We start from the raw sequence: 18,129 nt of genomic DNA on the forward strand, positions 1-18,129 counted from the left end.
AGACGCCATGACATCGATTGCGCATGAGCGTTTTCACGCTGCCGGCGACGAGCCGGCCTATGAATCTGCGGCGAAACGCATCGCCCCCGCGGGGGCGGCGGCGATCAGCCTGACGGGGCTTGAAAAGAGTTTTGGGACCAACCGCGTGTTGCGCGGCATCAACCTGCATATTCCGGCCGGCCAGTTCGTTGCCGTGATCGGCAAGAGCGGCTGCGGCAAGAGCACGCTGCTGCGCATCCTGATGGGCCTTGACGAGCCGAGCGCCGGCGAATTGCATTTCGAGGATGCCGAGGGCGCACAGGCGAGCCCGAATGCGCGCATCGTTTTCCAGGAGCCGCGGTTGCTGCCCTGGCTCAGCGTCGCCGACAATGTCGTGGTCGGGCTCGGTGACGGCATCGACCGACGGGCGGCGCTGAAGGCGACTGAGGCCGTGCTTGCCGAAGTCCAGCTTGGCGAGAAGACCGGCGAATGGCCGGCGCGGCTCTCCGGCGGTCAGCGGCAGCGTGTGGCGCTGGCACGGGCGCTGGTGAGCCGGCCGGGTGTGCTGGCGCTGGATGAGCCGCTCGGCGCGCTCGATGCGCTGACGCGGATCAGCATGCAGGAACTCATCAATCGCGTGTGGCGCGAACTCGGTTTCACCACTGTGCTCGTCACCCACGATGTCAGCGAAGCGGTGCATCTCGCCGATCGGGTCATCGTGCTCGACGAGGGGCGGATCGCGCTCGATCTTCCCATTCCCTATCCGCATCCGCGCCGGCATGGTAACCCCGACCTTGCCGAGCTCGAAGGCCGGCTGCTCGCCGCGATCCTCGGCACCGGCGGCGGTCATTGATCCCAGCGCTGTTCGCGAAGTTGCATGATCTCGGCATAAGCGAGGCGTGTCGACGCGAGCAGGCATGAGCGATGGCGAAATTGATAGGCGCATGGGTATGAGAAATCACTGTTCTCTGCCGAGGCATGCTGCTGCATGCGCGTAACTCACCAATAATGGCTCCCTCAAGTCGTCTTGCGCCAACTTGACTCACTCATACCTCTATGGCTATACGTATGACTCATAGCTATTGAGGTATGGATCGTAGATGTCGAACGCTCAGGACATGCTCTTCAGAACGCTCGCCGACCCGACCCGGAGGGCGCTTTTCGAGCGGCTGTGCCGTGAAGGAGAAAAGACGGTCGGAGCTCTGACGGCGCGGGCAGGGGTCTCGCAACCAGTCGTTTCAAAACATCTCGGAATCCTGAAGCAGGCCGGATTGGTGCGCGACCGCCACGAAGGTCGCCAGACGCATTATAGTGCCCAGCTCGGTGCGCTGGCGCCACTGGTCGACTGGACAAGTGAGATGGCGGGCTTCTGGCAAAGCCGTTTCGACGCGCTCGAAGATTTGCTGAAGAGGATGGATCAATGACCTATATATCGACCGAAACACGTTCCGTCGTGATCGAACGGGAGATGCCTTTTCCCACGGACAAGATCTGGCGCGCGCTCACCCAGCCGCACCTGATCCAGGAGTGGCTGATGAAGAGTGACTTCAAACCGGTCGTCGACCACCGTTTCAACTTCAATGCCGATTGGGGCTCGGTCGACTGCCGGGTTCTGGAGGTCGAGCCGAACAAGACGCTCGCTTATAGCTGGGGCGCCTATGGCCTCGAAACCGTCGTCACCTGGACGCTCACGCCGACAGGCACGGGCACGCATCTGCGCATGGAACAGTCTGGTTTCCGGCCGGATCAGCGGCAGGCCTATGGAGGCGCCAGGAGCGGCTGGCCGCAGTTCTTCGAAAAGCTGGAGCAGGTTCTCGCGCGGACAGAGTGAGAGGCGCCCGCCCGGCAAGCAGCCCATCGTCAAGGCTCATTTCGAGGAGGAGGTCCCAATTGAACTGGAACAACTGGTTTCGGCAGATCCACCGATGGCTGTCCATTGCCTTTACGGTGGCGGTCATCGCCAATATCATCGCCATGGTGCGGGAGAAATCGTCCGTCTGGGTGGGCCTCTTGGCGCTGTTGCCGCTCACCTTGCTCCTGCTTACCGGTCTCTACTTGTTCGTCCTGCCATATGCCACCCGATGGCGCGGCGCGGGACGCAACGGCGGATAGGAGTGAAGGCGATGGCCGGCAAGACGTCCAAGACCGAAGCGAAGGTCACCAAGAAGGCAGCGGCCAAGCCGGCCACCGGGGAGCCGACGCTTCTCTCCGGCGGCAACCCTCAAATCGCCAAGGGTTACGGCGACGCTCCGGTGCAAGCCTATATCGCCGCCATGCCGGGCTGGAAAAGCGACGTCGGGCACCGCCTGGATGTGTTGATCACGCGCACGGTGCCCGGCGTATACAAGGCCGTCAAATGGAATTCGCCCCTTTACGGCATTGAAGGGCAGGGCTGGTTCCTCGGCGTTCATTGCTTCACGAAATACGTCAAGGTGGCTTTCTTCCGCGGCACGTCGCTGCATCCTCTGCCGCCCGGCCAATCCAAGCAGAAGGAAGTGCGCTACCTCGACATCCGCGAGAGCGACCAAATTGACGAAGCCCGGCTCGCCGCCTGGGTGGAGCAGGCCAGCCAATTGCCCGGCGAACGGATGTGAGCGGATGCCAGGCCGGCGTCCAGCAACGACAACCATGAAGAAAGCGACAGCAGTCATGAAGAAGAGCGATTCCGGGGAAGGAAACGAGGGAGCCTCTCCCTCTCAGCTGATCGATGCGAGGATCGAGGAACTGCACGATTGGCGGGGCGAGATGCTTGCCCGCGTCCGCATGCTCATCCGGCAGGCCGAGCCCGCGGTGGTCGAGGAATGGAAGTGGAGAGGCGTTCCGGTGTGGGAGCGCGCCGGCATCATCTGCACCGGCGAGACCTATAAGAGCGTGGTGAAGCTGACCTTCGCCAAAGGCGCCTCGCTGGCGGATCCCTCAGGCCTCTTCAATTCCAGCCTTGACGGCAACGTCAGGCGCGCCATCGATTTTCATGAGGGCGACGAGATCGACGAGGAGGCGTTGAAGGCGCTCATTCGGAGTGCCGTCACACTCAACACTTCAACTCGCCCCGCCGGCTCGCGGAAGAAATCAAGCAACGCTTGACCCCTGGCAAGATCGCTGACATGCGATTTCAATGAATCGGGCTTTCCTCGCGCTCGAGGAAGAGTTCCAGATTGTCGAGGCCGATTTCGGTGCCCTGGAGGCGGGCACCGTTGTCGGCGTAGCCGTCAAGGAAGACCACCTGCTCAGTGAAGACCATTCTGGTTCCGCCGGGTTCGGCGTCGAAGACGACGGTGGTCAACGACGCGGAGATGCGGGTTTCCCCGAGCTTCATTTCATAGGCATAGATGATGCGGGTATCGGGTACGATATCGATGTAATGGGCGTCATAGGCGTGCAGAAGGCCGTCGGTATCGGCGACGTGGTTTCTTTCCGTGCCGCCGGGGCGGAAATCGAGCCGGTAGTCGAGCGGCACCCAGTCACCATGGCAGGCAAACCATTGGCGCTTGGCCTCCGGCGCCGACCAGGCGCGGAAGACGCGGGCAACCGGCGCTTTCAAATGGCGCTCGATGACGAGGGTGGCATGTTCGGCGGATCGTGTCGTCATTCGGGAAGGCCCTTTGTTTCATCGGCGAGAAATTGATCCAGCCTGTCGAAGGCGGTGGTCCAGCGGACCTTTCGCTGTTCCACCCAGCGTTCGACGGTGGCAAGCGCATCCTGCTGCAGGCGATAGGTTCGCACCCGGCCGGATTTTTCGGAGAGCACGAGGCCGCTCTCCTCCAGCACCTGCAGATGTTTCATCACCGTCGGCAAGGCAACCGCGAGCGGTGCGGCCAGTTCGGTAACGGAGGCCGGGCCGCGGCCGAGGCGATCGATCATGCCGCGGCGGCTGCGATCGGAAAGCGCATGGAACATACGGTCGAGATCCGCCTGGCTTTCGATCATCCCGCCGTATCCTGGAAGCGGACCGGCAGCCTGTCTTTGTAGGGGTAGAACTTGAAGTAGGGGCGGGCCTCTTCCAGAACCCTTGCAAAGGACGGGCGCGCTAGCAGTCGATCATAATAGGCGCGAAGGTTCGGCTGTTGCTGAGTGAAGGGGATCAGCGTCTCGGCATAGAAGAGAGCAGGCGCTGCGGCGCAATCAGCCATGGTGAGGGCGTCGCCTGATATCCATTGCTTGTCGGCGAGCTGCTTTTCGATCATCGCATAGGCGGTGGCGAGCGTCGCCTTGGCGGCGGCCACCTCGATTTCGTCAGCCGCTCCCTCGGGCCGCCGGCGATTGCTGACGAGCGTCTGCATCGGCGCCTGAACATAATGGTCGAAGAAGCGGTCCCAGAGGCGGACCTGGAGCGCCCGGTCGATCTCCGGCGGCAGCAGGCGAACGGGGCCGGGATAATATTGCTCGAGATATTCGATGATGATCGATGTCTCGGGAATGGTGCTGTCGCGCGCCTCGTCCCGGAGCAGCGGCATCTTGCCGATCGGCCAGAAACGGAAAAGATCGGCGCGTGAGGTCTCATCGGAAAGATCGACGATGCGATTTTCGAAGGGGGTGGCGTTTTCATAAAGCGCGATCAGCACTTTGTGGCAGAAGGAGGCGAGCGGATGCCCATAGAGCACGAGCGACATGCGGCAACCTTTCCTATCGTTGCGGTAAACTTTACCGATCGACTAACTATCAGATTGCGACGTCTCAGGCAATAGATACTTCGCCAATCGTGCAAGTATCCGTCAGCCGATATAGCGAGCGATGACCAGATGGCCGGGTGTCGGCTGGCCGTCTTCCATACGCACGTTGATATCCGATATCTCGACGAGTTCGAAACCGGTGGCAGTCAGGCGTTCTCTTACATAGGCGTCGGCATGGGCGAAGCGCTGGTGCGGCCCGACCATGTAGGCGCGGCCGGCGAGGATTTCCTCGGGCAGGGTCTCCGAGGAGAAGATGAACAGGCCGCCCGGCGTCAGGTTCTCGGCGGCGCCGAAGAACAGCGGTTCGAGTGCGCCGAGATAGGGCAGCACGTCGGTGGCGGTGATGATGTCGAAGGCTTCCTCATCGTTGTCGTCGAGGAAATCCTCGACCTCGGCGACGAAGAGCGTCTCGTAAAGATCCTTCTCATGGGCGATCTCGACCATCTTCTCCGATAGATCGATGCCGGTCATGTCAGCGCAGAGATCGCGCAGTGCGCCGCCGGTGAGACCTGTGCCGCAGCCGAGATCGAGCAGTCGCTTGAACGGTCCGAGTTTCAGCGTCTGCAGTCGCTGGCGCACCAGCATCGGCACATGATAACCGAGCTGCTCGACGAGCACGTCCTCGAAAACCTCGGCATGCTGGTCGAACAAGGTCTCGACATAGGCGTCGGGCGCCCTGACCGGCGTCTCGCCGCGGCCCATCGCGGCGATGCGCACGGCCGCACCGCCGTGATCGTCGGGATCGATTGCCAAGACTTCCTCATAGGCTGCAACGGCCGCGTCGACATCGCCGGCCTTTTCCAGCGCCAGCGCCCGGTTATAGGCCTCGCCAAGGGCTTCTTCGTCGATCTTCTTTGCCATAGCAGTCCATCGTCCTTTTGTTTCAAGCATGCGTCTAAGGCTGCTTTCGATGTTTTGCAATGGCGCGCTTGCGGGCGCAGAATGGCTGAAAAGAAGACGAAGGGAGGAACGAGCCATGAAAATGAAGGAAGACAGGACGTCATTGGTACGGGAAGGAGAGGGCGCACGGCCTTTGCTGCCAAGTACACCAGGCGAGGTTACGAACACGCTCATTCATTATTACCGCGGTGAACTCGGACGGATGACAAGTTGGCGCGACCGCATCGACCGAACCTCCAACTGGGCGATCACCGTGGTCGCAGCACTGCTTTCGGTGTCGCTGTCGACGCCGACTTCGCATCATGGAGTGCTGCTGTTCGGGATGATGCTGGTGACGCTGCTGCTGATGATCGAGGCGCGGCGTTACCGCTTCTTCGATATCTACCGTGCCCGCATTCGCCAGATCGAGCGCTGCTATTTCGCCGAGATTCTGGCGCCGGAGGCCGGGGCCGGCGGCGAATGGGCGATGGTGGTCGCCCGTAGCCTGCGCAAACCGCGCTTCCTGCTCAGCTATCAGGAGGCGATGCACCGCCGGCTCAAACGCAATTACGGCTGGATGTATTTCATCCTGTTGCTCGCCTGGTGCCTGAAGATCTCGACGCCGAAACTGCAGACGGAGGGCATGCCGGCGCTGCAGGCGCAGTCATGGGCCTATGTCATCGACAATGCCGTGCTCGGGCCGGTTCCCGGCCTTGCGGTCATTGCCATTGTCGTCGCCTTCTATCTCGGCATGCTCGCTTTCGCGCTTCGCCCGGATCGCGACGAAGGCGAATTCGGCCATGGCGAGGCGCATGTCTGACGCGGTCATAACATGCCGCCCGAACCGCTCACACTTTTCGGCATCCTGCTGCAGAGCCGATCAGTGCAGGATGAACTCGCCCTTCAGCGCCCGCCACTCGGTTGCCGAGATCAGCTTGCGGTGGATGTAGCGCACCGAATGCAGCGGCCCGTCGAGCTTCTCTTCCCAGAATTTCAGGAAGCCGCGCATTTCGGGAAAATCGGGGGCGAGGTCGTAGTCCTGCCAGACATAGGTCTGCAGGATCGCCGGGTGGTCCGGCAGGTGGTAGAGGATCTGGGCGGTCGTCAGACCGTAGCCCTGCAATTGTCTTTCCATGTCCTTGTGCATCGCATTCCACTTCTTCTTGTTCCCACTCGCGCGCTTATTAGCGCTACGTGATATGGAAACATGCGAGTGGTTAATGAAATCTTTACAGATACCTCATAAAAGGACAATTTATTTTTTATATCAATGACTTGGCAGCATCATACCGAGAGTGCTGCCAAATCGGCTTTGTCTCATGCACGCGCTTATCCCAAAACTGCGACATGCGTTTCGGCGTCACGCATCAGCGCTTGAGATGCCGGGTCAGGCGGCGTTCGATCCAGGCCCAGAGATGGCGTAAGGCCTCGACGATGACGAGATAGAAGATCGCCGCCCAGAGATAGGTCTGGTAGTCGAAGGTGCGGGAGAAGGCGTAGCGGGTTTCGCCCATCAGGTCGAGGACGGTAATGATGGCGACGACCGCCGAGCCCTTGATCAGAAGGATGATCTCGTTGCCATAAGGGCGAAGCGCGACGATGAGAGCCTGTGGCAGGATGATTTTCCGGAAAGCGATGAACTTGTGGATTCCGAGTGCGGCGGCCGCCTCGTGCTGGCCATGCGATACGCTTTCGATCGCGCCGCGCAGAATTTCGGCCTGATAGGCCGCGGTATTGATGGTCATGGCAAAGAGGCCGCAGTACCAGGCATCGCGGAAGAACCACCAGATGCCGACGGCCTCAAGCTGCGGCCGGAATATGCCGAGGCCGTAATAGACCAGGAACAGTTGGGCAAGCAGCGGCGTGCCGCGGAAGAAATAGATGTAGCTGTAGGCCAGCGCATTCAGTACCCGGTTCTTCGACATGCGCGCCACGGCAAGCGGCAGCGACAGGATGGCGCCGCAGATGACGGAAATGAAAACGAGGCTCAGCGTTATCCAGAGACCATGGAGGTAGCGCGGACCGTAACGGGTGAATTTTTCCGGATCCCAGCCATTGACGACGGAAAAGACAAGAAGCGCCGCCAGCAGAGCCCAGACGGCGACGAAGATATAGCCGGCCATGCGCGCCGGCGTCATCGGTTTCATCACCTCGCGGGGCGCGGGCTGCGGTGGAATCAGCGTTTCGGCATAGCTCATCGACTGATCTCCGAACGCTTGGCCCAACGCTCGACATAGACGAGCAGGAAGGAGGAGAGGATGGCGAGCACCAGATAGAGGCAACAGGCCAGGCCATAGAAGAAGAAGGGTTCCTTGGTCACGCGCACGGCGACACTCGTCTGGCGGAGGACATCGGCAAGGCTGATGATCGAGACGTAGGAGGTGTCTTTCAGCAGCACCATCCAGAGGTTCGTCAGGCCCGGGAGCGCGATGCGCACGAGTTGCGGCAGGATGACCAGGCGCAGCGTGCGGCCGCGATGCAGGCCGAGCGAATCTCCCGCCTCATATTGTCCCTTGGGAATGGCGCGGAAGGCCGAGAGCAGCACCTCCGAACAGTAGGCGGAGAAGACGACCGAAAGCGCGATGACACCGGCGAGGAAGGCATTGATCTCGACGGGCGGCCCGTCATAGCCGACGAAGGTCAGCAGAGACTGGATGAGCATCTGCATGCCGTAATAGATGATGAAGAGCGTCAGAAGCTCCGGCAGGCCACGGAAGATCGTCGTGTAGATGCCGGCCGCCAGCCGCAGCGACTTTTCCTCCGACTGCTGGCCGAGCGCCACCAGGAAGCCGATGACGAGGCCGATCGGCAGGGTGACGATCGCCACCGAAATCGTGACCTGCAGGCCAAGCGCGATCTCATCGCCCCAGCCGGTATCTCCACAGGCAAGAATCGTCGACTGACCCAACCAGGTAAAGATGCCAACGGGTCCGCATAGCGGATCGAAAATGTGCACAATCCAGCTCCAGAAGGAGCCGAGCGCGGAAAATAATCCGCCCATGCGTAAATTCCCCTCACGGCTTTTGCCGTTTTGATCTTGCCATCTTTGTCAAACAAAAATGGCGGAAGAGCAAGCCTTCCGCCATTACCTTCCTCGGCCAGATACCGAATTTCTTATTCGCCGTAAACGTCGAAGTCGAAGTACTTGTCCTGGATCTTCTTGTATTCACCGCTGGCGCGGATCGCGGCGATCGCCGTGTTCAGCTTTTCCTTGAGCGGATCGCCCTGACGGATGGCGATGCCTGCGCCGTTGCCGTTGATTTCCTTGTCGACCGGCAGGGTCGTCAGGATCTTGCAGCAGGCGCCGGCGTCGGACTTGACCCATTCGGAGAGAACGACGACGTCGTCGATGACGGCATCGACACGGCCGCTCGCAACGTCCAGCTTGTATTCATCAGCCGTCGGGTAGAGCTTCAGCTCGGTGTCGGCGAGATGCTTCTCGGCATAGTTGGCGTGAGTCGTCGAGGTCTGCGCGCCGATCACCTTGCCCTTCAGGCCGGCGACATCCGCTATCGTCGAATCCTTCGGCACGGCGATTGCCGGCGGGGTGTTGTAGTACTTGTTGGAGAAGTCGACGAGCTTCAGACGCTCCGGTGTGATCGACATGGAGGAAACGATCATGTCGAACTTCTTGGCGTTGAGCGCCGGGATGATGCCATCCCAGTCGGTGCTGACGAAGGTACATTCCGCCTTCATCTCGGCGCAGAGCGCCTTGGCAATGTCGATGTCAAAACCCTGGATCGTGCCGCTGGCATCGACGAATTCGAAGGGCGGATAGGTCGAATCGGTGCCGATCACATACTTCTCGCCATCGGCCATGGCCGAGCCGGCAAAAAGGGACATCGCCGCGATCGAGGCTGCCGCGAAAATACGGGTGGAGATATGCATGAGGATCCTCTCTGTTGGTAGCCGTCGCTCCTTTTTCTCTTGGGCTGACGGCCGCAGTTCAACGGTGCTGAGACCGCCTTGCGGCGATAATCAGACTTTTTTTCATGGAATTGCAACACAAATCCCACCGCAATTGGGCGGTGCAAATAGCGGGCGAGATGAACGTCGGCAGACTGCAACATTCACGCGAGGTTAATCCCGACCTCCCTAGAACCGGAACAAATCGGCGGCTGGGCGATTGCCATTCCGCCGTTTCGCCTCAATGCGAAGCTAGGGGCGGAACCAGGGCCTTGCGGCCTTCAAGAAGCTCAAACAGGATCGAGGAAACCCGATGGGCATGAAATCAAGATTGTTCGCGAGCGCGGCTTTTCCGCTGCTTTCTCTTTCGCTGGCGCTGCAGCCGGCATCGGCGATGGCGGCCGTACGCGACGTTGCGACGCAGGCCGCGGCCGTGCGGCAGGTCGAGCCGGGTAGCTTCGAGGTGGCGCAGGATGCGCCGTCCGAGGAGGAGTTGCTGAAGAAGAAAAAGCACAAGGAACAGGGGGAAGCCCCGGCCGAACAGGCGCCGGCCGCCGAGAAGCCGGCGCAGCCGGAAGCGCCCGCCGAAAAGCCGAAGGCCGAGCGGAAGGAAGCACCTGAACCCAAGGCAGAGCCGGAAGCGCCGAAGGCGGAGGCACCGAAGGAGGCACCCGCGGAGCAGCCTGAAAGCAAGCCCGAGCGGAAAGCCAAACAGCAGGCCCAGCCCGAGGCAAAGCCGGAGGCCGCGCCGCAGCAGGAAGAGCAGCCGGTAACGCAGGAAAAGCCGAAGAAGCCGAAGAAGCAGGAGACGCAGCAGGCCGAGCCGGAGGCTCAGCCTCAGCCCGAACAGCAGCCGGCAGCAAAGGAAGCTCAGCCGGAAACGGAACAGGCACAACCTGAAGCCAAGCCGGAAGGCGGCAAGCGGGAGAAGGGGCAGGATAAGGCCCAGGGCAAAGATAAAGGCAAGGGCAAGGCTGAGACTGCCGCTCCCGAGGCGGTGACACCGACCGAAGAACAGGCCAAGCCCGAAGCGAAGCCAGAGATGAAACCCGCAGCCGAGGCGCCTGCCAAGCAGAAGCCGACAAAGGGCGAGACTGCAACACCTGCAGAAAATGCCCCTGCGGCTAAGACGACCGAAGACAAGGCGGCAGCACCGGAAGCCGCGCCCGCCGAGAAGCCGAAGGACGGCACGGCGGCAAAGCCCACCGGTGAACAGCCCGCCGGCGCCCCGCCGACCGCGCCCGCGACTGACACTGCCCAGCCGCAGCCGGACGCCAGCGGTGGCCAGCAGGTGGAGCAGGCTATTCCGGCACCGGAAAAGGTTTCGCCCGAGGAACTGGAGCGCCGCAAGAAGATCGCTGCAGATCCGGCCAAGAGCAATGAGACCGTCGTTCTGCCGGTCGAGAACGGCGCAGCCGTGCTCGACAGCGACAAGGATGCCGACCGCAGCAAGGGCCGCGAAGGCCGCCGCGACCGCGACCGGCAGCGCGCCGACAGCCAGGAAGTGAAGGTGCCGACCTCGGATGCCGATGCGCAGGCTGCCACCGGCGGCCAGGCGACGGCGCCGGTCAAGCTCGAGGCGGTGACCCGCGAGAAGGGCAGGAAGCTCGATGAGCGGCCGCAATTCGTCCGTCCCGACGGCGCGCGCTTCGACGACCGCGGCGACGGCGACAGCCGGGTGATCATCCAGTACGACAACAGGACGATCGTGCGCGGCGACGACGACCGGCGCTTCCTGCGCGACGGCGAGCGGCCGAGCTACGAGGAGCTTTCAGGTGACCGCTACCGTGAGACGATCACGCGGCCGGAAGGCTACCGCATCGTGACGATCCGCAACCGCTACGGCGACATCATCCAGCGGTCGCGCGTCGACGCCCGTGGGCGCGAGGACGTGCTCTATTATTCGCAGGACCTCTATGACGATCCGGACCGCGACTATTTCGAGGATCCGGGCGCCGACCTGCCGCCGATGCGGCTGCGCGTACCGCTCAGCGACTACATCATCGACACGCGCAGCGACCCGAACCGGGACTATTACGAGTTCCTGAGCGAGCCGCCAGTCGAGCCTGTGGAACGCGTCTACTCGCTTGATGAGGTGAAGTATTCGGCCCGTATCCGCGACAAGGTGCGCCGCATCGACCTCGACACGATCACCTTCGCGACCGGTAGCGCCGAGATTCCGATGACCCAGGCGCGCACGTTGCGCAAGGTCGCCGACGCGATCAGCCAGGTGCTCCAGAAGGATCCGAGCGAGACCTTCCTGATCGAGGGGCATACCGATGCTGTTGGCTCAGACCAGAGCAACCTCCTCCTGTCCGACCAGCGGGCGGAATCGGTCGCCAACGTGCTCACCGACGTCTACGGCATCGCGCCGGAGAACCTCGCGACGCAGGGTTATGGTGAGCAGTATCTGAAGGTCAACACGTCGGGCCCCGAGCAGGAAAACCGCCGCGTCACCATCCGCCGCGTCACCCCGCTGGTCCGCCCAGTCGCGGCCAACAGGTAATGATGTCGCCCCTCTCCAGTCTCGGAGAGGGGCATTCTTCCTTTTGCGCGACGCGCTTTCGCGCTTATGCAGCGCTGCCAATGCCACGCATCTTTGAATTCATACCGAGCAGATCGCGATCTCCGCATGTCCTTTGATGGATCGCTGCATAGGGTCGCGGTGGTTCTTAGCCGACCGTGTCTCCGGTACTTTTAAGGAAGAAGTGCATTTTTGGGGGATCAATTGGAACGCTGATCCTGTCATCCGGGCCAACGCGCGAGGATGCGTCGATTTGGGCAGTAAAGGCTGCTGACCCGACCTTGCCGATCGCCAGTGTGTATGGACCGAGGGGCTCGATATCGGCGACATGGAGGCTCACAGTCGAAGCGTTTGGATCCCTGACCATCGTATGTTCCGGTCGGATTCCGAGAACCACGGACTGTCCCACTGCCGCCGAAAGGCGCTCGGCTCTTTGCGCAGGAATCGCAATGTCGACGTCACCCTCGGCTTGGAAGGCAATTCCACCGGAGGTTTGCACAAGTCGGCCCTCGATGAAATTCATGCTGGGCGAGCCGATGAAGGCAGCGACAAAGAGGTTCTTCGGGGATTCATATAGGGTGATCGGATCAGCGGCCTGCTCGATCCGCCCTTGATTCATAACCACGACCCGATCTGCCATCGTCATCGCCTCTACCTGATCGTGCGTAACGTAGACGATCGTGGTTTTAAGTCGGCGGTGTAAGAGCTTGATTTCTGTTCGCATTTCAATGCGCAATTTAGCGTCGAGGTTGGACAATGGTTCGTCGAACAGGAACACATCCGGCTGGCGGACAATCGCCCGGCCAATCGCCACACGTTGGCGTTGACCACCCGAAAGCGCGTTCGGCTTGCGTTTCAAATAGGCACCGAGATTGAGAATGCGCGCCGCATTTGCAACGGCGGCATCGATGTCCTGCTTCGGCGTTCCGCGCACCTTCATGCCGTAGCCGATGTTTTCGGCGACTGTCATATGCGGATAGAGCGCATAATTCTGAAACACCATCGAGCAATTGCGCAGACCCGGGCGCAGCGCCGTAACGTCGCGCTCGCCGATCCGGATTTCCCCTGATGTCGTCTGTTCCAGCCCCGCGATCATCCGCAGGGTGGTTGTCTTCCCGCAGCCGGACGGCCCCACGAGAACCACGAATTCCTTGTCGGCAATTGCCAGATCGAGCGGAGGGATGACCTCAACGCTGCCAAAGGATTTGGTGACCTGATCCAAACGCACCTGGGACATGCTGTAACCTTTTCACGAGAATTCCATCGCCAGTTCTAAGCGGCGATCGTCTCCGTCTTCTTTCAACGATGCCTGATCCCATCCCGGCACTGCCGGGATGGGATGTTGCGGATGGGTTTATTTTGCAGGCAGGCCCATCGACGAACGATAGGCTGCCAGTTGCTTGTCGCGGCCAAACTCGTCCGTCAGCTTGTTCCATCCGGCAGCCACGGTATCCAGCGCCTGCTGCGGCGTCACTTCTCCTGCCAATGCCTTGGAAAGCTCGATCTCAAGAATTTCCGTATAGGAGAAATAGCCCGGCAGGCGCATGTCGAGCGCGGTGTTCTTGGCGGTTACCGCGTCCTTCTGGCTTCCAAGATATTCCTTTGCCTCACGCTCGGTGAATATCTTCGACCACAACGCCGTATTTGTAGTGTGCGATAGACGATAAGGATTGACGCCTGTGCCGCCGGTGATCGCCGCCTGACCGGAAACTGCCGGGCTCGTCAGGAACTGGATATAGTTCCAAGCCGCCTCCTGGTTCTTGGAAGACGACGGTACGGCTGCCTGCCAACCGCCGAAGGCCATGAAAGAGGTCTGGACGACGTGGTCGAACTTATCCCACTTCTTGGTCTTGTAGTTCCAGATTTCGTCCGATCCCGGCAGTGATGCCGAGCCGACGCTACCGGCAACCTTCGACTGCTTCGGATCGGCGGCAATGACGCCGGTATCGCCCCAGCCGATCGACTCGGCGACCTGGCCTCCGGCAAAGGCCGCGTTCACTTCGCCGAACGAGAAGTTCAGCGCATTTGGCGGGGCCAGTTTCGACGCGCGAATATATTCCTCCAGACCGCGCACCCAGCCCGGATTGTTGACCTGCGCATCCATCGTGTCGGGATCGAAGAACATGCCGCCGGGATTGTCGGGATGGCTGGTGTATCCGGCGACGTGACTGAACAGGAACCAGAATTGCTGGCCACCACGGCGAAAGGCTTCCGCGGTGCCCCAGAGGCCCTTGTCCGGCTGCTGGAAGAACTCGGCGATGTCGAGATATTCCTTCCAGGTTTTCGGCGGCGCGAGATCATGACCATACTTTGCCTTGAAGGCCTTCTGGTTGTCGGCGTTCTCGAAAAGGTCGATGCGGTAGGTATAGGTATGCGCGTCACCATCCATGGTCTGTGACAGCACTTTGCCGTTCCAGACCATCAGTTGCTCGCGGTAAACCGGAGCGATGTCGTCCCAATCGGCACCCGATTGCATCGCCTTGGGCATTTCCGAGAGAAAATCGGTGAAGTCTGGCGCCCAGGCTGGCGCGAAGGCGACCACGTCGAACGTGTCTTCGCCCGAGGTCAGCGAGGTGACGATCTTGGGATAGAGTTCCGACCACGGAAATTCCACCACATTAACCTTGCCGCAGGTCTTTTCCTCCCAGCCCTTGGCCGCGAGTTGCAGCGCAGAGGCGATATAAGGTCCCGTCTGCGTCGTGGCAGTCAGCGTGACACCGGTGTAGTCCGGTTCGCATGCGAGCGCGGATGTCGTGCCCGTTCCAGCAAGCAGTACCGCTGCCGTTGAACTCAGTAGTAATCTTCTCATGTTTTCCTCCCCGGAATTAAACAATGACTAGGGTTGTCGGACGGTCACTTTATTGCTCCCAAAAGCAGGCCGGACCGCATCAGCCTGCTCAAAATGCCCGCCATGACGACCATGGGTATGATCGCGACCAGGGCGGCTGCCGATATCGACCACCACTCGTCGCCGCGCTGGCTGTTTTGCCCTGCGACGAGAATGGGAAGGGTCTGCCATTTGGAACTGGTCAGGAAGAGCGCGAACAGGAACTCGTTCCAGACGAAGGCGAGGGTGATCATGAATGTCGCGATCAGGCCCGGCTTGGACATGGGCAGGACGATACCGAAGAAAATTCTCCACGACGGCACATTGTCGACCATCGCCGCCTCTTCGACTTCAACCGGCAGTGCCGCAAAGAAATCGCGCATCAGCCAGATCACGATCGGCAGTGAGAAGGCGACATAGGCGAAGGTGAGGCCTGTATAGGTGTCGACCAGCTTGAACCCCAACTTGCCCATTTCCGTATACATCAGGAACAAGGCAAAGGCGGCGACGATCGGCGGAAACATGCGCTGGCTCACAAACCAGAAGACGATATCATCATTGCCGAGGAGTGGCCCCGGAAGCTTGATACGGCTGGAGCCGATGGCGAGCGCAAGCGCTGCAACAAAAGCAAAGATCAGCGATATAGCCTGCCCGTAGCCCAGCACATGGCGGCCGAGCAGATATCCGCCGAAGGCAACGACGACGAAAATCACGCCGGACAGCAGCTTGACCTCGAAGGTGAAGCGCACCAGCGCATAGGCGGCCATCGATCCGATGAAGGTGGCCAGCACCGATGCGGACAGCCCGACGATCGTCGAGGCGATGAAGGTGTTGTAGAACTGGCCGCGTGCGCCCGACAGAAGCTCGCTCCAGGCTGTCAGCGTTGGGTCGAAGTCGACAAAGGGAATATAGGTCGGCCCGCCGACGACGCCGAGCGGCGACTTGAACGAGGTGATCGCGACCCAGTAAAGCGGAAAGAAGGTGAAGGCCAGCCAGAGCAGGCAGCCTGCAAGCGCCCACCAGCGGCCGGATCCCTTGAGGTCACGCACGCTCATTTGTGCTTCTCCAGATAGGGCTTCAGGATGGCGAGATAGACCAGCCCGATCACGGTGATGACGATCAGGAACAGGAAGGACAGGGCGGAAGTGTAGCCGAGGTTGAACTTCTTGAAGCCCTCCTGATACGCGAACAAGGTGAGCGTTTCTGTGGAAATGCCAGGCCCTCCGCCTGTCATGACGAACACCGTATCGATGATCTTGTAGCTTTCGATGAGGCGGATGAAGACCACAGCCACCGAAATCGGCAGCATCATCGGGAAGGTGATCCCCCAGAACTGCTGCCAGGGGCTGGCATTTTCAAGCGCGGCAGCCTCGTAGACGTCCTCCGGCAGGGTTTGCAGCCCGGCAAGCAGCATCAGGATGACGAAGGGTGTCCACTGCCACACTTCGACGGAAATGATGGCGCCGATAGCCCATCTGGTCTGCGTCAGAAACGGCAGATTGGGAAAGCCGAAGGCGGTCATCAACTCATTGAGCGGGCCCATCGTGGGATTGAGGATCTGGCGGGCGATGAGTGCAACGGCAACGGGCGCCACCAGCATCGGCACCAGGAAGCTCACCCGGAACAAACCTTCGCCAGGCACCCGGCGGTTGAGCGCCAGCGCCACGGAAAATCCGATGACATATTGCAGCGTCACCGCGACAAAAGCGATGATCGTCGTCGTCCAGGCGACATTCCAGAAGCGCGGATTCTGAAGCAGTTCCATATAGTTGCCGAAGCCGACGAAATGCGCGGGGATCGGCGGCACGAGCCGCAGGCTCATGAAGCTGGTGGTCAGCGAATAGATCAGCGGAAAGATCGAGATCACCAGCACGATCAGCAGTGCCGGCCAGATGAAGACGTGCTTGATCGGATCGTTGCGGGTCATGCCGCGCCTCCTTGCCGGAGAAGCGCCTCGATTTCCTCGATCTTCGGCATTGCAGGCGCGGTACCCCGCCGCGTCACCGCGATACCGGCGGTCGCGCAGCCGAAACGCACGGCCTCGACCGGAGTAGCGCCCCGCGAGAGTGCCGCCGAGAAGCCACCGACAAATGCGTCGCCGGCGCCTGTGGTATCAATGACTGCTCCCGACGAGACGGCCGGAACATGAACCGATTGCCCCGCCGTATGGTACAACACGCCGCGACCACCCAGCGTGATCAGCGCGGCTTTCACGCCCTTGGCAAGAAAGGCGTCGCCAGCCCGTCTGGCCTCGTCGAGCGTGTCGAGCGGAAAGCCGACGATAGCGGCTGCCTCGGTTTCGTTTGGCACGATATAGTCGCAGAGCGGATAGATCGTGTCCGGAAACGGCTCTGCCGGCGCCGGATTGAAAACTGTGGTCACGCCGGCCGCATGGGCGATTTCGAGGGCGCGCTGCGCCGCTTCGGCCGGTTGTTCGAGCTGGGTGACGAAAACCGCCGATTGCTCGATGGTTTCGCGTGCCGCCTCGACATCACCAACGCCGATGGTGCCCGCGGCACCTGGATAGACGATAATCGCATTGTCGCCGTTACCGTCATTGACGTAGATGAAGGCAGCGCCGGTCGGCATATCGTCCATCTGGACAAGCTTCGGCGTCACGCCCGCTTCCGCATAGGTCTTCAGCGCCATATCGCCGAACGTGTCGCGGCCGATCTTCGAGATGAAGGAGACTGTTCCCCCGGCGCGGGCTGCGGCGACAGCCTGGTTGGATCCCTTGCCGCCCGGGCCTACTGCAAAACCGGTCCCGGTGATTGTCTCGCCAATGTTTGGCATGCGCTTGGCCAGATAGGCCGTATCGGCGACGAAAATCCCGAGGATCGAAACACCCACCTTCATTATCGTTTCCCTTCAAACGGCTTCCGGCGGAATCACGCCTTTGGTGAACAGGAAGCAGCCGTAGAAGCGGTTTTCGCCCGTGGTGATGACGCAATAAGCCTTTTTGGCTTCCTCATAGAAGGCGAAACGCTCGATGCCATACATCGGCGCCGGCTTGCCCTCGGCGCTGTCGATGACGGCCTGGACTTCCTCCTGCACTGGAGGGATCTCGTCCGGCGCGCCCATGATTTCCATTCGCCCGGCAGACGGCTGCAGCGGCGTATCCAGCGGCATCACCGAAAGAATAGCCTCGACGGCGCGGGCAGCGGACACATTGTCTATCCGCAACAGCTTGCCGAGCACCGTTTGCCGGGCAATCGAATCCGAAGGGAAATTGGTGTCGGAAACAACGACCGTGTCGCCATGCCCCATGGACCGGAGCGCGTGCAGCACATCCGCGTTCAGAGCCGGATCGATATTCTTCAGCATGGAAGTCCTCCCTTAATTGC

22 protein-coding genes are annotated in these 18,129 nt (G+C 60.9%); 8 read left to right on the forward strand and 14 right to left on the reverse strand.

What is annotated here, in order from left to right; translation table 11 throughout:
- Positions 1–7: 7 nt before the first annotated feature.
- The 6 genes from FHT75_RS23520 (at position 8) to FHT75_RS23545 (ending at position 3,063) form a co-directional block, all read left to right on the forward strand.
- A complete protein-coding gene (locus FHT75_RS23520; protein WP_063475038.1) occupies positions 8–832 on the forward strand; it encodes an ATP-binding cassette domain-containing protein in 825 nt (274 codons plus the stop codon).
- A 247-nt stretch (positions 833–1,079) separates the two neighbouring features.
- Positions 1,080–1,403, forward strand: coding sequence for an ArsR/SmtB family transcription factor (locus tag FHT75_RS23525; protein ID WP_047610184.1), 324 nt, complete (start codon positions 1,080–1,082; stop codon positions 1,401–1,403).
- On the forward strand, positions 1,400–1,810 hold the full coding sequence (locus FHT75_RS23530; protein ID WP_047610183.1) for an SRPBCC domain-containing protein: 411 nt from the start codon (positions 1,400–1,402) through the stop codon (positions 1,808–1,810). The genes FHT75_RS23525 and FHT75_RS23530 overlap by 4 nt, the downstream gene beginning before the upstream one ends.
- Positions 1,811–1,869: 59 nt before the next feature.
- Positions 1,870–2,091 carry a hypothetical protein gene (locus FHT75_RS23535; RefSeq protein ID WP_047610181.1) on the forward strand — a complete coding sequence of 74 codons (222 nt, stop codon included), beginning with the start codon at positions 1,870–1,872 and terminating at the stop codon, positions 2,089–2,091.
- An 11-nt stretch (positions 2,092–2,102) separates the two neighbouring features.
- Positions 2,103–2,573, forward strand: a complete 471-nt coding sequence (locus FHT75_RS23540; protein WP_047611631.1) for a DUF1801 domain-containing protein — start codon at positions 2,103–2,105, stop codon at positions 2,571–2,573.
- A gap of 34 nt (positions 2,574–2,607) precedes the next feature.
- The gene (locus tag FHT75_RS23545) at positions 2,608–3,063 is read left to right on the forward strand and encodes a DUF1801 domain-containing protein (protein ID WP_063475037.1); all 456 of its coding nucleotides are present in this window, start codon (positions 2,608–2,610) and stop codon (positions 3,061–3,063) included.
- A gap of 28 nt (positions 3,064–3,091) precedes the next feature.
- Here the strand turns inward: FHT75_RS23545 and FHT75_RS23550 are convergent, their stop codons facing one another.
- The 4 genes from FHT75_RS23550 to FHT75_RS23565 all read right to left on the reverse strand — a co-directional run bounded on the left by FHT75_RS23550 (position 3,092) and on the right by FHT75_RS23565 (position 5,510).
- Positions 3,092–3,568 carry an SRPBCC family protein gene (locus FHT75_RS23550; protein WP_047610179.1) on the reverse strand — a complete coding sequence of 159 codons (477 nt, stop codon included), beginning with the start codon at positions 3,566–3,568 and terminating at the stop codon, positions 3,092–3,094.
- On the reverse strand, positions 3,565–3,906 hold the full coding sequence (locus FHT75_RS23555) for an ArsR/SmtB family transcription factor (protein ID WP_047610177.1): 342 nt from the start codon (positions 3,904–3,906) through the stop codon (positions 3,565–3,567). The genes FHT75_RS23550 and FHT75_RS23555 overlap by 4 nt, the downstream gene beginning before the upstream one ends.
- Positions 3,903–4,589: a glutathione S-transferase family protein gene (locus FHT75_RS23560; protein ID WP_047610174.1), complete on the reverse strand. Its 687-nt coding sequence runs from the start codon at positions 4,587–4,589 to the stop codon at positions 3,903–3,905. The genes FHT75_RS23555 and FHT75_RS23560 overlap by 4 nt, the downstream gene beginning before the upstream one ends.
- A gap of 102 nt (positions 4,590–4,691) precedes the next feature.
- A complete protein-coding gene (locus FHT75_RS23565; protein ID WP_047610172.1) occupies positions 4,692–5,510 on the reverse strand; it encodes a class I SAM-dependent DNA methyltransferase in 819 nt (272 codons plus the stop codon).
- 115 nt (positions 5,511–5,625) lie between these two features.
- Here FHT75_RS23565 and FHT75_RS23570 point away from each other — a divergent pair, with 115 nt between their 5' ends.
- Positions 5,626–6,348 carry a DUF2270 domain-containing protein gene (locus FHT75_RS23570; RefSeq protein ID WP_063475036.1) on the forward strand — a complete coding sequence of 241 codons (723 nt, stop codon included), beginning with the start codon at positions 5,626–5,628 and terminating at the stop codon, positions 6,346–6,348.
- 60 nt (positions 6,349–6,408) lie between these two features.
- On the opposite strand, the gene FHT75_RS23575 is transcribed toward FHT75_RS23570, so the two are convergent.
- The 4 genes from FHT75_RS23575 to FHT75_RS23590 form a co-directional block, all read right to left on the reverse strand.
- A complete protein-coding gene (locus FHT75_RS23575) occupies positions 6,409–6,675 on the reverse strand; it encodes an usg protein (RefSeq protein WP_063475035.1) in 267 nt (88 codons plus the stop codon).
- Between the two features lie 220 nt (positions 6,676–6,895).
- Positions 6,896–7,726, reverse strand: a complete 831-nt coding sequence (locus tag FHT75_RS23580; protein ID WP_063475034.1) for an ABC transporter permease — start codon at positions 7,724–7,726, stop codon at positions 6,896–6,898.
- Positions 7,723–8,529: an ABC transporter permease gene (locus FHT75_RS23585; protein ID WP_063475033.1), complete on the reverse strand. Its 807-nt coding sequence runs from the start codon at positions 8,527–8,529 to the stop codon at positions 7,723–7,725. The genes FHT75_RS23580 and FHT75_RS23585 overlap by 4 nt, the downstream gene beginning before the upstream one ends.
- Before the next feature lie 113 nt (positions 8,530–8,642).
- The gene (locus FHT75_RS23590; RefSeq protein ID WP_047610166.1) at positions 8,643–9,416 is read right to left on the reverse strand and encodes a transporter substrate-binding domain-containing protein; all 774 of its coding nucleotides are present in this window, start codon (positions 9,414–9,416) and stop codon (positions 8,643–8,645) included.
- A gap of 331 nt (positions 9,417–9,747) precedes the next feature.
- Here FHT75_RS23590 and FHT75_RS23595 point away from each other — a divergent pair, with 331 nt between their 5' ends.
- Positions 9,748–11,940: an OmpA family protein gene (locus FHT75_RS23595; RefSeq protein WP_063475032.1), complete on the forward strand. Its 2,193-nt coding sequence runs from the start codon at positions 9,748–9,750 to the stop codon at positions 11,938–11,940.
- A gap of 166 nt (positions 11,941–12,106) precedes the next feature.
- Here the strand turns inward: FHT75_RS23595 and FHT75_RS23600 are convergent, their stop codons facing one another.
- The 6 genes from FHT75_RS23600 to FHT75_RS23625 form a co-directional block, all read right to left on the reverse strand.
- Entirely contained in the window at positions 12,107–13,195 is a 1,089-nt protein-coding gene (locus FHT75_RS23600; RefSeq protein ID WP_063475031.1) for an ABC transporter ATP-binding protein, read from the reverse strand.
- Positions 13,196–13,312: 117 nt separating this feature from the next.
- Positions 13,313–14,767: an ABC transporter substrate-binding protein gene (locus tag FHT75_RS23605; protein WP_063475030.1), complete on the reverse strand. Its 1,455-nt coding sequence runs from the start codon at positions 14,765–14,767 to the stop codon at positions 13,313–13,315.
- A gap of 44 nt (positions 14,768–14,811) precedes the next feature.
- Entirely contained in the window at positions 14,812–15,840 is a 1,029-nt protein-coding gene (locus FHT75_RS23610; RefSeq protein ID WP_018480741.1) for a carbohydrate ABC transporter permease, read from the reverse strand.
- Positions 15,837–16,712 (reverse strand): carbohydrate ABC transporter permease, encoded by an 876-nt coding sequence (locus tag FHT75_RS23615; protein ID WP_028758823.1) that lies wholly within the window; start codon positions 16,710–16,712, stop codon positions 15,837–15,839. The genes FHT75_RS23610 and FHT75_RS23615 overlap by 4 nt, the downstream gene beginning before the upstream one ends.
- Positions 16,709–17,641, reverse strand: a complete 933-nt coding sequence (gene rbsK / locus FHT75_RS23620) for a ribokinase (RefSeq protein ID WP_063475029.1) — start codon at positions 17,639–17,641, stop codon at positions 16,709–16,711. Before rbsK ends, FHT75_RS23615 begins: the two co-directional genes overlap by 4 nt.
- 12 nt (positions 17,642–17,653) lie before the next feature.
- Positions 17,654–18,109, reverse strand: a complete 456-nt coding sequence (locus FHT75_RS23625; RefSeq protein ID WP_063475028.1) for an RbsD/FucU family protein — start codon at positions 18,107–18,109, stop codon at positions 17,654–17,656.
- Between the last annotated feature and the right edge of the window lie 20 nt (positions 18,110–18,129).

The organism is Rhizobium sp. BK112 (assembly GCF_014193215.1).
Taxonomy (GTDB): Bacteria; Pseudomonadota; Alphaproteobacteria; order Rhizobiales; family Rhizobiaceae; genus Rhizobium; species Rhizobium anhuiense.

Bases quoted from the DNA above. Each gene is read 5' to 3' on its own strand.
- FHT75_RS23600 (WP_063475031.1), bottom strand. From the start codon at position 13,195: ATGTCCCAGGTGCGTTTGGATCAGGTCACCAAATCCTTTGGCAGCGTT.
- FHT75_RS23590 (WP_047610166.1), bottom strand. From the start codon at position 9,416: ATGCATATCTCCACCCGTATTTTCGCGGCAGCCTCGATCGCGGCGATG.
- FHT75_RS23605 (WP_063475030.1), bottom strand. From the start codon at position 14,767: ATGAGAAGATTACTACTGAGTTCAACGGCAGCGGTACTGCTTGCTGGA.
- FHT75_RS23595 (WP_063475032.1), top strand. From the start codon at position 9,748: ATGGGCATGAAATCAAGATTGTTCGCGAGCGCGGCTTTTCCGCTGCTT.
- FHT75_RS23540 (WP_047611631.1), top strand. From the start codon at position 2,103: ATGGCCGGCAAGACGTCCAAGACCGAAGCGAAGGTCACCAAGAAGGCA.
- FHT75_RS23565 (WP_047610172.1), bottom strand. From the start codon at position 5,510: ATGGCAAAGAAGATCGACGAAGAAGCCCTTGGCGAGGCCTATAACCGG.
- FHT75_RS23615 (WP_028758823.1), bottom strand. From the start codon at position 16,712: ATGACCCGCAACGATCCGATCAAGCACGTCTTCATCTGGCCGGCACTG.
- FHT75_RS23560 (WP_047610174.1), bottom strand. From the start codon at position 4,589: ATGTCGCTCGTGCTCTATGGGCATCCGCTCGCCTCCTTCTGCCACAAA.
- FHT75_RS23550 (WP_047610179.1), bottom strand. From the start codon at position 3,568: ATGACGACACGATCCGCCGAACATGCCACCCTCGTCATCGAGCGCCAT.
- FHT75_RS23570 (WP_063475036.1), top strand. From the start codon at position 5,626: ATGAAAATGAAGGAAGACAGGACGTCATTGGTACGGGAAGGAGAGGGC.
- rbsK (WP_063475029.1), bottom strand. From the start codon at position 17,641: ATGAAGGTGGGTGTTTCGATCCTCGGGATTTTCGTCGCCGATACGGCC.
- FHT75_RS23530 (WP_047610183.1), top strand. From the start codon at position 1,400: ATGACCTATATATCGACCGAAACACGTTCCGTCGTGATCGAACGGGAG.
- FHT75_RS23580 (WP_063475034.1), bottom strand. From the start codon at position 7,726: ATGAGCTATGCCGAAACGCTGATTCCACCGCAGCCCGCGCCCCGCGAG.
- FHT75_RS23610 (WP_018480741.1), bottom strand. From the start codon at position 15,840: ATGAGCGTGCGTGACCTCAAGGGATCCGGCCGCTGGTGGGCGCTTGCA.
- FHT75_RS23555 (WP_047610177.1), bottom strand. From the start codon at position 3,906: ATGATCGAAAGCCAGGCGGATCTCGACCGTATGTTCCATGCGCTTTCC.
- FHT75_RS23575 (WP_063475035.1), bottom strand. From the start codon at position 6,675: ATGCACAAGGACATGGAAAGACAATTGCAGGGCTACGGTCTGACGACC.
- FHT75_RS23525 (WP_047610184.1), top strand. From the start codon at position 1,080: ATGTCGAACGCTCAGGACATGCTCTTCAGAACGCTCGCCGACCCGACC.
- FHT75_RS23545 (WP_063475037.1), top strand. From the start codon at position 2,608: ATGAAGAAAGCGACAGCAGTCATGAAGAAGAGCGATTCCGGGGAAGGA.
- FHT75_RS23520 (WP_063475038.1), top strand. From the start codon at position 8: ATGACATCGATTGCGCATGAGCGTTTTCACGCTGCCGGCGACGAGCCG.
- FHT75_RS23625 (WP_063475028.1), bottom strand. From the start codon at position 18,109: ATGCTGAAGAATATCGATCCGGCTCTGAACGCGGATGTGCTGCACGCG.
- FHT75_RS23585 (WP_063475033.1), bottom strand. From the start codon at position 8,529: ATGGGCGGATTATTTTCCGCGCTCGGCTCCTTCTGGAGCTGGATTGTG.